11 protein-coding genes are annotated in these 11933 nt (G+C 64.3%); 5 read left to right on the forward strand and 6 right to left on the reverse strand.

Annotated features, from left to right (window positions below; all coding sequences use genetic code 11):
• Nucleotides 1-86: 86 nt before the first annotated feature.
• Both J6595_RS15415 and rpmB read right to left on the reverse strand, forming a co-directional pair.
• On the reverse strand, nucleotides 87-767 hold the full coding sequence (locus J6595_RS15415) for a queuosine precursor transporter (protein WP_245198485.1): 681 nt from the start codon (nucleotides 765-767) through the stop codon (nucleotides 87-89).
• 151 nt (nucleotides 768-918) lie between these two features.
• Nucleotides 919-1221: a 50S ribosomal protein L28 gene (gene rpmB / locus J6595_RS15420; protein ID WP_209595460.1), complete on the reverse strand. Its 303-nt coding sequence runs from the start codon at nucleotides 1219-1221 to the stop codon at nucleotides 919-921.
• Nucleotides 1222-1491: 270 nt separating this feature from the next.
• Between rpmB and J6595_RS15425 the strand changes: the two genes are divergently transcribed.
• The 3 genes from J6595_RS15425 (at nucleotide 1492) to fghA (ending at nucleotide 4541) form a co-directional block, all read left to right on the forward strand.
• The gene (locus J6595_RS15425; RefSeq protein WP_209595461.1) at nucleotides 1492-2280 is read left to right on the forward strand and encodes a DUF3108 domain-containing protein; all 789 of its coding nucleotides are present in this window, start codon (nucleotides 1492-1494) and stop codon (nucleotides 2278-2280) included.
• 315 nt (nucleotides 2281-2595) lie between these two features.
• Nucleotides 2596-3705 carry an S-(hydroxymethyl)glutathione dehydrogenase/class III alcohol dehydrogenase gene (locus J6595_RS15430; RefSeq protein ID WP_209595462.1) on the forward strand — a complete coding sequence of 370 codons (1110 nt, stop codon included), beginning with the start codon at nucleotides 2596-2598 and terminating at the stop codon, nucleotides 3703-3705.
• Nucleotides 3705-4541, forward strand: coding sequence for an S-formylglutathione hydrolase (gene fghA / locus J6595_RS15435; protein WP_209595463.1), 837 nt, complete (start codon nucleotides 3705-3707; stop codon nucleotides 4539-4541). The genes J6595_RS15430 and fghA overlap by 1 nt, the downstream gene beginning before the upstream one ends.
• A gap of 221 nt (nucleotides 4542-4762) precedes the next feature.
• On the opposite strand, the gene J6595_RS15440 is transcribed toward fghA, so the two are convergent.
• From J6595_RS15440 to J6595_RS15450, 3 genes are all read right to left on the reverse strand, one after another.
• Entirely contained in the window at nucleotides 4763-5830 is a 1068-nt protein-coding gene (locus J6595_RS15440; RefSeq protein WP_209595464.1) for an aldo/keto reductase, read from the reverse strand.
• 97 nt (nucleotides 5831-5927) lie between these two features.
• On the reverse strand, nucleotides 5928-7184 hold the full coding sequence (locus J6595_RS15445; protein ID WP_209595465.1) for an AGE family epimerase/isomerase: 1257 nt from the start codon (nucleotides 7182-7184) through the stop codon (nucleotides 5928-5930).
• A complete protein-coding gene (locus tag J6595_RS15450) occupies nucleotides 7177-8025 on the reverse strand; it encodes an SDR family oxidoreductase (RefSeq protein WP_209595466.1) in 849 nt (282 codons plus the stop codon). The genes J6595_RS15445 and J6595_RS15450 overlap by 8 nt, the downstream gene beginning before the upstream one ends.
• Nucleotides 8026-8303: 278 nt before the next feature.
• Between J6595_RS15450 and J6595_RS15455 the strand changes: the two genes are divergently transcribed.
• Nucleotides 8304-8789 carry a hypothetical protein gene (locus tag J6595_RS15455; protein WP_209595467.1) on the forward strand — a complete coding sequence of 162 codons (486 nt, stop codon included), beginning with the start codon at nucleotides 8304-8306 and terminating at the stop codon, nucleotides 8787-8789.
• Nucleotides 8790-8814: 25 nt separating this feature from the next.
• Complete coding sequence (locus J6595_RS15460; protein ID WP_245198487.1) at nucleotides 8815-11034, forward strand: pyrroloquinoline quinone-dependent dehydrogenase; 2220 nt, start codon at nucleotides 8815-8817, stop codon at nucleotides 11032-11034.
• A 269-nt stretch (nucleotides 11035-11303) separates the two neighbouring features.
• Here the strand turns inward: J6595_RS15460 and J6595_RS15465 are convergent, their stop codons facing one another.
• Nucleotides 11304-11789, reverse strand: a complete 486-nt coding sequence (locus J6595_RS15465; RefSeq protein ID WP_209595469.1) for a hypothetical protein — start codon at nucleotides 11787-11789, stop codon at nucleotides 11304-11306.
• Between the last annotated feature and the right edge of the window lie 144 nt (nucleotides 11790-11933).

Here is an 11933-nt window from a genome sequence, read left to right on the forward strand (position 1 = left end):
AGGCCGGCGATCACCTCGCCGGCCGTTTTGCATCGATGAGAGAGTTCGCCGATTCGCACCATCCGGTACGGCGGCCGCTTCTGCGATCAGGCGGGAACGGAGCGATACGGCATGAAGCGCTGCATGATCACGCGGTAGGGAATCAACGCAAAGATCGCGATGACGAGCTTCACGGTGAAATCGCCGATAGCCCAGGAAACCCAACGCGGCGCCTCCGTCGAAAGAACACCGAGCAGCGGCGAGCTTTCGAGGGCAAATTGATCATTTGCGCCGATGAAGACGAAGATCGGCGCGAAAGCGATCGTAAAGAAGGTCATCGTGTCCAGCACCGAGCCGGACAGCGAGGAAAATGTGGGCGCCCGCCACCAGCTGTCCTGCCGCAAGCGGTTGAAGACAGCGATGTCGAGAAGCTGCGCGACGAGAAACGCTCCCCCCGAGGCGATCGCGATGCGGAACAGCCGATCGGCGGTGGAGGAAAAGCCCAGTAGGCCGAGATCGTAAAGCAGCGGAGGCACGACCAATGAGCACACGACCGCCGCGGCGAAGCCGGCGATCACGACGCGGCGCGCCACTCGGGCGCCATGGCGGCGATTGGTCAGATCCGTCACCAGAAAGGCGAAGGGATAGATAAAGGCGCCATAGGTCAGAATGTCGGCAAGCTGCAGCCCTCCGACCTGACCGTGGAACGGATACTGGACGGCGACATTCGACGCGAGCACGATGAGCGCCATTGCGGCCACCGGAAGCGCATAAATTCTGGAAAGCATTTTTTTATCCTGGGTAATGGAACCAGCGCACATCTCGTCCCGGATCAAGTCCGGCCGACGGTCCTCGCGAGAGACGAAGACCATTGCGGCTGAAGACAGCAATCCGGGATCAGCGGAAGGGGCGATCACGCCCCAACCGTGGTCATATGCGTCAGGCGGCGGCCGATGCGGTCTCGGCAACCTTCTTGGCGATCTGGCGCTTCAGGAGACGCGCCCGCTGCGACAGTTCGGCTTCGCTGGCCTTGAGCAGGAAAGCGTCGAGGCCGCCACGATGCTCGACCGAACGCAGGGCATGAGCCGAGACCTTCAGGCGGAAACGCTGGCCGAGCGCGTCGGAAATGAGCGTGACGTTGCAGAGGTTCGGCAGGAAGCGGCGACGTGTCTTGTTGTTGGCGTGGGACACGTTGTTTCCGGTCAGGACCGCCTTGCCGGTCAGTTCGCAAGCGCGTGACATCTATGCACCTTTCAGACTGTCTACAAACCCTTCGAAGCACGCGCCACCGTTGCAAACGGCGCGATCGATGCTGCGGGGCATGATCGGGAAAATCCCGCGCTCTATAGTCTCGATCGCTTTGGGCGTCAAGTTTCACCGGGCTTTCACGAGAACACGCATCTGTGGCTTTATCAAACTCGCCAAGGCCATGCACATCGCTGTAAAACCGGCTGACTATCCCCGCCGGAGACGTTCCGGCGGGAGGCGAACCCGAAGGTACGGCTCCTTCCTATGACTATCAAGCGAATCGCGATCATCGCCGCCGTCTGCGGCGCCCTCTCCGCCTTGCCCCGCGAGGCGGCGGCCGAAACCTCGACCGTAACGACCGATTACGGCATGGCGCTGATCGGCCTCATCATCGGCAAGGCATCGTTCAACACGGTCATCGACGGCGACCGGTTCACCGTGCGTGGCCGCATGTCATCGGCGGGCCTTGGCAAACTGGTTTCCGAAACGGGCGGCACCAGCCGAGTTTCGGGCCGGCTGACGTCGCGGGGATTTTCCGCCGAGAGCTATGGCCTCGATTACAAGTCCGACGGCAAGCGCTGGACGAGCGACGTCCGCTTCCGTTCGGGACGTGTCACATCCGCCAATGTCAGCCCGAAACGCTCAAGTAACGAAAAGCCGAGTTATGTTCCGGTTCAGCGCGCGCAGCTCACCTCGGTTCTCGACCCGTTGAGCGGGCTGATGATCCGCACCTCGGACGCCGGCAGCGTCTGCCGGCGCAACCTTCCGCTCTATGACGGTTGGTCGCGGCTGAACCTGCGCCTTTCTCCGCGCGGCAAGGAGAGCGTCTCTCTCAAGGGCTATAGCGGCGACGCCGTCGCCTGCAGCGTCCGGATCGATCCGGTCAGCGGCTATGACAAGCGCTCCAAGGGCCTGAAGTTCCTGCGCGATCAGACGATCGAAGTCTGGTTTGCGCCGATCGCCCGGCCGGACGTCTATGTTCCTGTCTATGCCAGGATCCCGACGACGATCGGGCCACTGACGCTCCAGGCGACGTCCGTCTCGGTCAGATAGGTCGCAAGGCCGATCATGGCGCTGGAGAACACGACAGCGTCCATTTCAGGCCTGCGATCGTCCGGTCGGACCCTTTCGACGTTCGGCCGTCAGCCGTCTCTGCGGCCTTTTGCGGGAATCGGATCGCGATGGTTGACGAGGCGGCGGGCCGGGCAACCGGCATCACTGTCGTGATCCGGCCGCGCCCCGCCTCTTCCGCCGCCGCCTGCAATTACTCCCCCCTCCCCGCCGCTTTCTCGTCCTGCCGGGATTTTCAACGCCGCGCGAAATCGCTAGCAAACGCGTTGAGGCACCACCCGCAGGAGAATCCCACCCATGAAGACGCGCGCAGCCGTCGCCTTTGAGGCGAAGAAACCCCTCGAGATCGTCGAACTCGATCTGGAAGGTCCGAAGCAGGGCGAGGTCCTGGTCGAGATCATGGCGACCGGCATCTGCCATACGGACGCCTACACGCTGGACGGGCTCGATTCCGAGGGGCTGTTTCCGTCGGTTCTCGGCCATGAGGGCGCGGGCGTCGTTCGCGAAGTCGGCGCTGGCGTCACGTCCGTGAAGCCGGGCGACCACGTCATTCCACTCTACACGCCCGAATGCCGCCAGTGTAAGTCGTGCCTCTCGGGCAAGACGAACCTCTGCACCGCGATCCGCGCGACGCAGGGCAAGGGCCTGATGCCCGACGGCACCTCGCGCCTGTCCTACAAGGGCCAGCCGATCTTCCACTATATGGGCTGCTCGACCTTTTCGAACTTCACCGTCCTGCCTGAGATCGCGGTTGCCAAGATCCGCGAGGACGCGCCCTTCAAGACCGCCTGCTATTGCGGCTGCGGCGTCACCACCGGCGTCGGCGCTGTGGTCAACACGGCCAAGGTCGAGCCGGGCGCCAACGTCGTCGTCTTCGGCCTCGGCGGCATCGGACTGAACGTCATCCAAGGCGCGAAACTCGTCGGCGCCGACAAGATCATCGGCGTCGATCTCAACGAGGAGAAGAAGGCCTGGGGCGAGAAGTTCGGAATGACGCATTTCGTCAATCCGAAGACCATCGACGGCGACATCGTCGCCCATCTCGTCGAGCTGACCGGCGGCGGCGCCGACTACACCTTCGACTGCACCGGCAACACCATGGTCATGCGCCAGGCGCTGGAAGCCTGCCATCGTGGCTGGGGCGTTTCGGTGGTCATCGGCGTCGCGGAAGCCGGCAAGGAAATCTCCACCCGGCCGTTCCAGCTGGTCACCGGCCGTGTCTGGAAGGGCTCGGCTTTCGGCGGCGCCCGGGGACGCACCGACACGCCGAAGATCGTCGACTGGTACATGGACGGCAAGATCCAGATCGACCCGATGATCACCCACACGCTGAGCCTGGAAGAGATCAACAAGGGCTTCGACCTCATGCATGAAGGCAAGTCGATCCGTTCGGTGGTGGTCTACTAATGGAAACGGTCTCGACCAACACCGCATTCGGCGGCGTCCAGGGCGTCTACAAGCACGCCTCGAAAGAGACCGGCACGCAGATGACCTTCTCGGTCTTCGTGCCGCCCCACGCGGAAGGCGCCAAGCTGCCTGTGGTCTGGTATCTCTCCGGCCTCACCTGCACCCATGCCAACGTCACCGAAAAGGGCGAGTTTCGAAGGGCCTGCGCCGAACTCGGCCTGATCTTCGTCGCGCCCGATACCTCCCCGCGCGGCGAGGGCGTGCCGGACGATGCGGAGGGCGCCTATGATTTCGGTCTCGGCGCCGGCTTCTATGTGGATGCCACCGAGGAGCCCTTCGCGAAGAACTACCGCATGTGGTCCTATGTCACCGAGGAATTGCCGGCACTCGTCGCGGCACAGTTTCCGGCCGACATGGCCCGCCAGTCGATCCTCGGCCATTCCATGGGCGGCCATGGCGCGCTGACCATCGGGCTGACCTATCCCGATCGCTACAAGGCCGTGTCCGCCTTTGCGCCGATCGTCGCTCCGGGCATCGTGCCCTGGGGCGAAAAGGCCCTGCCGCTCTATCTCGGAAACGACAAGGCGGCTTGGCGCCGGCACGACGCCGTCGCGCTGATCGAGGACGGCGCGCGGGTCGATGCGCTTCTCGTCGATCAGGGAACGGCCGACAACTTCCTCGAAGGCCAGCTGAAGCCAAAGCTGCTCGAACAGGCCTGCAAGGCGGCGGGAATCGATCTGACCCTTCGCATGCAGGAAGGCTACGACCACAGCTACTACTTCATCTCGTCCTTCATGGAGGATCACCTCCGCTGGCACGCCAAACGGCTGGGGTAGCAGAACGAATACCAGCGGCCCGGGAGAATGATTCCCGGGCCGCTGGAATGACCCTGCCCGGCGACTGAGCGATCACTCCTCGGCATCGGTCAAAGACCGGGGCGGACGCTTTAAGACGAACCGAGGATTTTCCGTCCGCGGCCCGCACCAACAGTCAATTCGCCTGGTCAGTCAGCGCGAAAGCTGCCATCGGATTGCCGCTTGCGACCCTTGATGGCGGCTCAATCCAGCCCCATCGTCTCGCGATACCCTTCCAGATACTCGCGCTCGGCCTCGCTCACCCGGTCCATGCCGTTCATCGCCCGGTGCCACAGCGGCACGATCGCCGGCGGTCGGCCGGCCTTTTCGATGCGCCTGGCCTGATCCTCGGTCAGCGTCAGGTCGATCGAGGCGAGATTGTCGCGCAGGTGATCCTCGCTTCGCGCGCCGAGCGCGATCGAATGGACGCCGGGACGCTCCCGCAGCCAGGCGAGCACCACCTGCGGCACGCTGCGGCCGACCTCGCCGGAGACCTCCTTCAAGACGTCGATCACCCGGTATAGCCGCTCGGTATCGACGATGTGCGGCTCCGGCCAGTCGTTGCCCTGGCGGGTGCCCGGCTGCGGGCCGTTGTTCCGGTCGATCTTTCCCGTGAGGAGCCCCTCGCCGAGCGGGCTCCAGATCTGCGTCGCGACGCCGAGGTCGCGGCCGGCCGGGATGATCTCGTACTCGACCTCGCGGGCTTCGGGCGTGTAGTTCAGCTGATGAGCGACGGGCGGCGTCGCATCGAGCATCCGCGCCGTCATCACGGTCTTCGCCACCTGCCAGCCCGAATAGTTGGACACGCCCCAGGACCGGATCTTGCCCGCGCGGATCAGGTCGTCCATCACCGCGACGGTCTCCTCGACCGGGGTCACGCCGTCCCATTGGTGGATCCAGTAGTGGTCGATCCATTCGGTCTGCAGCCGCTTCAGGCTTTCGTCGATCTGGCCCATGATGTGGGCGCGCGAGGCACCCGCCATGTTCGGGCCCTCGCCCATGGTCGTGCGGACCTTGGAGAAGATCAGGAGGTCGTTGCGCCGGCCCTTCACCGCCTCGCCGACGACCTTCTCGGAATCGCCCTTCGAATAGATGTTGGCCGTGTCGATGGCGTTGACGCCGGCCTCGGTCGCCATGTCAATGAAGCGCCGCGCGTCGTCGACACCCACATTGCCGGTCTTTTCGAAACCATGGGTGCCACCGAAGGTGACGGTCCCGAGCACGAAGGTCGAGACCATCATGCCGGAATTGCCGAAAGGCGCATATTTCATGTCGGGCTCTTTTGCTTGCATGTCATTGTTTGGCGCGGCTCGTCGTCCGCGATCTCACAAACCCAACGCATGCACCCGAACGAAGTTCGAGTTTTTCTCAGTCCTTCAGTTCGCCGCGCGAAAGCGCGCCGGGGATCGACGCGGCGATGGGCAGGCGCGGAGTCAAAGTTGGCTGATAGGCGTGATAAAGATCGGGCTTTCCTTCATAGATGCGCTCCGACGGCCGGTTGTCCGCATCGACCTCGTTGAACCAGCTGCCGTCCCGCCGGTCGATCAAGGTCAGATCGACATAGTCCCAGAAGCGCCGATACCATTCGGCATAGTCCGCCTCGCGGGTTCGCCGATAAAGCAGCGCCGCCGCCGTGATGCCTTCCGCCAGCGTCCAATGCGCGGTGTTCGGCACGCAAACCTTTCCGTTCCAGTCGACGGTATAGACGAGGCCGCTCGCCCCGTCGCGGTTCCAGCCGTCCCGCACGGCACCGGCAAACAGCGCGCCGGAACATTCGGCAAGCCAGGCCGGCGCCGAGTGGCCGGACCCGCTCAGCCCGGCTTCTAGCTTCAGGCAGAGATGCGACCATTCCAGCGAATGGCCCGGCGTGGTTCCGTAAGGACGGAAGGGATGATCCGGCCGATCGGCGTGAAACTCCTTCAGGACCGTCCAGTCAGGGGCGAAATGTTCGGGAAGCGCGAAGCCGTTCTGCCGGGCGATACGGTTGACGAAGCGCTCGGCGATGCGCAGCGAGCGGTCCAGCCAGATCGTGTCGCCGGTGGCGTCGAAGACTGCGAGGAAGGCTTCCAGCGAATGCATGTTGGCATTGGCGCCGCGATAGGCTTCTTCCTCGGCGAAATCTGCGGAAAAGCTCTCGCGCATGGCGCCGTCGGCCTCGGCCCAGAAGCGCTGCTCGATCACCTGAAGCGCATCGGCCAGAAGGTCTTTCGCGCCCGGCCGGCCGAGGATCACCGCTGCCGAAGCTGCCAGGGCAACGAAGGCCTGGACATAGGCCCGCTTCTGTCCGCCGCCCTCCGGGGTGTTCGGGGCCTGCTCGTACCAGCCGCCGTTGACGTCGTCGCGCAACAGACCGGAAAGCGCCGCGAGCCCATGGTCCACCAGCGGCACCGAGCCGGGCAGCCCCTGCATGGCGGCAAGCGCGTAGGAATAGGTCATCCGCGCGGTGATGATCGTATCGGCGCTGGCGCCCTCTGGCCGCTCGCCGTTTCGGTCGAGGGCGCAGAAGCCTCCCGAGGGAAGCCGCGAGGCCTTGGAAAAGGCGAGCAGCCGCTGCCCCTCGCCGTCCAGCCAGCGGCGATGCGCGGGCATGTCCATCATCGCCATATCGGTCTTTGCCTCAGCCATTGATGATCATCCCGCCATTCACATGGATCGTCTGTCCTGTCACGTAGGAGCCGTCGGCACTCGCCAGATAGACATAGGCCGGCGCCACTTCGCTCGGCTGGCCGATGCGGCCGAGCGGGGTTTCTTCGCCCATCCCCGCGACGGTCTCCCCATCGAAGCTCGCAGGCTGGATCGGCGTCCAGATCGGCCCCGGCGCGACCTCGTTGACGAGGATGCCGGCCGGCGCCAGCTGCTTGGCGAGCGCCCGGGTAAAGCCGGCGATCGCGCCCTTGGTGGCGGAATAGGCAACGAGCCTCGCATTGCCGGCGAAACCGTTGATGGACGAGGTGTTGATGATCCGGGCGCCGGATTTCAGATGGGGCCGCGCGGCCCGCGACAGATAGAACATGCCGTCGATATTGGCGCCAAACTGCAAGCGCCAGTCGGCGTCCGAGATCGCCGTCAGATCGTCGGCGACGATCTGCGTGCCGGCATTGTTGACGAGGATGTCGATGCCGCCAAAGCGCTCGACCACCTTGCCGACGGCGTCGGTGCAGAAAGCACTGTCGGCGATGTCGCCGGCGATCGACAGGCATTCGGCGCCCTCGGCCGCGATCAGCCTTTCGGCGTTTCTGGCGTCCTCGTGCTCATCAAGATAAAGCAGCGCGATCTTCGCGCCCTCGCGGGCGAAGTGGATGGCCACCGCCCGGCCGATGCCGCTGTCGCCGCCTGTGACGATGGCGACCTTCCCCGCCAGCTTGGCCGTACCCCGATAGGTCGGAGCGATATGCTCGGCAGGAGGCGTCAGTTCGCTTTCAAGGCCTGGAAGCCGGTTCTGGGTCTGGGGCGGAATCTTGCTCATGACGGGCTCCTGTTTCTCGACGCCGCGCACATGAGCGCGGCGGCATAAATCACCTTCGTTGACGAATGCATGAGGCGAGGATCTGTTCACCGATTCGGCCGCCGGCCAACAAAATCTCCGCCGAATCTGGCGCAAGCGAACCGCGCGCCGATCGATAGGCAACCAACGGACGAACCTCTCGATTGCCTGATCGAGAGGGTTGCGACGCCGGGACTGGGGGCTATGTCGGAACTAAGCAAAGCAGACCAATAGCAACCGTTGATCGAAGCGAGGGCGACATGAGCGACACCGGAACTTCAAACCGCCACGGCGTCGGATACTGGGCGGTCGTCGTCCTTGCCGCCGTCCTGGTCTTGTTCGGCCTGCCGATTTTCGGCGGCGGAGCGTATCTCCTGTGGCTCGGCGGGTCCTGGTATTACGTGCTTGCCGGCATCGGCCTGTTGCTGACCGCCTGGTTCCTGGTCCAGGCCTCGATGCTGGCCGTGTGGATCTATCTCGTGACATTCGCCGGCACCGTCGTCTGGGCGTTCTGGGAAAAAGGCTTCGACTGGTGGGCGCAGGTTCCCCGTCTCGTCGCCCCGACCGTCATCCTCGTCCTCGTGCTCCTGACGATCCCGGTGCTGCTTCGTTCCGGCCTGACCCGCGGCAAGGACCGGCCGGCTTCCCCGGCGACCGATCACCCGTCGCCGGCCCGCGAGAAACAGCGTTCTTCCGCAGGCGAGGAGAACCGCCGGAGCGGCACCATCATCCCCACCGCCCGCTGACCCGATCCATTTGCAGGAAATGACGATGACACGACAGCTCACCCGCAGCGGTTCGGCCACCGCCCTTGCCACGATCCTCGCGCTCACAGCCTCGCCATTGGCCGCCTTGGCGCAGGAGACGCAGCCCGCCCCGCAGGAAACGCCGACACCGGCGCCAGCCGACGCTGACGGCACCACCGTCCAGCTGGCTCCCGCCGAAGGCCCGGACACCCCCGACGACGCAACCGGAACCGCCGCGAGCGATCCCACATCCGATTCCTTCGCCCCCGGCACCGAGGACCAGCCGGGCGCCCTCGCCGCAAGCGAACCGGCCGAGCAGCCGCAGGTCGGCTCCGACTGGCCGTTCTGGGGCGGCGGTCCGATGGCCACGCGCTTTTCGCCGCTCGATCAGATCACCCCGGACAATGTCGACGGGCTGGAGAAGATCTGGACCTATCGTACCGGCGACATGCCGAGCGGCAAGACCGAAGGCAAATATTCGCCGGAGGGAACGCCGCTGAAAGTCGGCGACGCGCTTTATATCTGCTCGGCGATGAACATCCTCTCCTCGGTCGACGCGAAGACCGGCGAGGAGCGCTGGCGCTACGATCCGAAGGTCGCGCCCGAAGCGATCCCCTACGGCGCGAGCTGTCGCGGCGTCGCCTATTACAAGACACCCGACGCCCCTGACGATCAGGCCTGCGCCACCCGCATCATCGAGGGCACGCTCGACGCCCGGCTCGTCGCCGTCGACGCGAAGACCGGCGAGCCCTGCGCCGATTTCGGCGACAACGGCTCCGTCGATCTGTGGGCCGGCATCGGCGAGAAGGTCCCTGGCTGGTACGCCGTCACCGCCCCGCCGGCGATCGTGCGCGGCATCGCCGTGACCGGCGCGCAGGTCAAGGACGGCCAGGCCGAGGACGCCCCCTCCGGCGTCATTCGCGGCTATGACGCCGTCACCGGCGAGCTCGCCTGGGCCTGGGATCTCGGCAATCCGGAGCTGACCGGCGCGCCGCCCGAGGGCGAGACCTACACCCGCGGCACCCCCAACATGTGGACCCAGGCGACCGGAGACGAAGAGCTCGGCCTCGTCTATCTGCCGCTCGGCAATTCCTCGGTGGACTACTATGCCGGCAACCGCTCGGAAGCCGAAAACCAGTGGTCGACCTCCCTCGTCGCCCTCGACGTCACCACCGGCAAGCCGGTCTGGCAGTTCCAGACCGTGCGCAAGGACGTGTGGGACTACGATCTCGGCAGCCAGGCGACCCTGATCGACTTCCCCGGCAAGGACGGCGGCGGGACCACCCCGGCGATCCTGCTCCCCTCCAAGCAGGGCGACATCTACATCCTCGACCGCGCCACCGGCGAGCCGCTCGTCCCGATCGAGGAGATCACTGCGCCGAAGGGCGGCGTCGAGGGCGACGCCTATGCCGACACCCAGCCGTCCTCCGGCTATCACACCCTGCGCAAGGACGACCTCACCGAGGCGGACATGTGGGGCATCACCCCGCTCGACCAGCTGTTCTGCCGCATCGCCTTTCGCCAGGCCGCCTATGACGGCATCTACACCCACCCCACCGCCGACCGGCACTGGATCGAATATCCCGGCTACAACGGCGGCTCGGACTGGGGCAGCGTCGCCGTCGACACCGACAAGGGCATCATCGTCGCCAATTACAACGACGTGCCGAACCACAACCGGCTGATCCCCCGCGAGGAAGCCGACAAGCGCAATCTGAAGCCGATCAACGAGAAGCAGAACGAATCCGAAGGCGGCTCCAAGGCCGAAGGCGCCGGCGACCCGCAGGCGGGCTCGCCCTATGCCATCGACGTCAATGCCGGCTGGCGCGCGCCGGTCACCGGCATCCCCTGCAAGCAGCCGCCGCTGGGCGGCATCCGGGCGATCGATCTCGCCACCGGCAAGACCCTCTGGGACCGCCCGCTCGGCACCGCCCGCCGCAACGGCCCCTGGGGCATCCCGTCCTTCATCCCCCTGTCCATCGGCACCCCCAACAATGGCGGCTCGATGGTCAGCAAAGGCGGCCTGATCTTCATCGCCGCCGCCACCGACAACCTCATCCGCGCCATCGACGAGAAGACCGGCGAGACCCTGTGGTCCGACGTCCTGCCCGCCGGCGGCCAGGCCAACCCGATCCTCTACGAACAGGACGGCCGCGACTACCTCGTCATCCAGGCCGGCGGCCACCACTTCATGGAAACGCCGGTGGGGGATTATTACATCGCCTATGCGTTGCCGGAGGAGTGAGGGATCTGACGCGAGACAGTCGGGGTGCTTCCGCTCTTGCGCGATGAGGGCGGGAGCATCGTGCAAGGTCGCCGAGGTCGAGCGCGCCTCTGAGCGGCGCCGACTGGATTGAGCCAAAAGCTGACCGTCAGCTTTTCAAGGTAAATGTTATTGAGCGGACATTCAGCTCGGCGCAGGCTCCGCCCGTCCCTTACCGTAACGCTATGTTCTTTACTCCGATGCTGAGAGCCCGCTGTACGGGTCAAAACGCCGCTTTGCTGAACTGGCGATTACCCGGCGTCCCACCTGCGATTCAAAGAAAGCAGTCGAGGATCCGCGTTCAGTCTACCGTCTGCCTTACCGATGCGTTGTATGGTGCTCTCGATCCCATAGGGCCAAGCCATCGCGTTCTCTGGAAGGATTGCATCCAAAATAGCGAGCGTCTGTTCTGGATAGATGTCAACGATGTTGCCCTTCGACTTTCTGAGGTTCGGTAACATTATCGAGTCGCCTTCCGCCTTACTGAGTAGGGGGAGGACAAGGGCAGCACGCCTTACAAAGCGATCCTTATCTGAGAAAACAAAATTGCATAGGCGAGCTGATATTCGCGGTGTTTTTGCCAATATTTGACGTGGCCAAACGTCTTCAAGCAATACTTCAATTTTCTCTGACCACCTTATTTCTACGTTCTCTCTTTCATCCTCTGCCCATCGCTCAGCTTGCCATAGGACATGCGATCTAAACTCTTCGTCTGACTTCAGCAGCAGATCGCGCATTTCATCGTTTGAGATGTTAGAGCACGTCTCACGATCGCTGAATCGGATGTGATGTGACGATTTCGTCTTGGTCTGATTCAAAGTCCACCTCGATGGAGGTGGATGATGGCCAGAGCGTTGAGCGAGGATTTGCGATCGAGGGTT

It is taken from the genome of Jiella mangrovi (genome assembly GCF_017815135.1).
GTDB lineage: Bacteria > Pseudomonadota > Alphaproteobacteria > Rhizobiales > Rhizobiaceae > Jiella > Jiella mangrovi.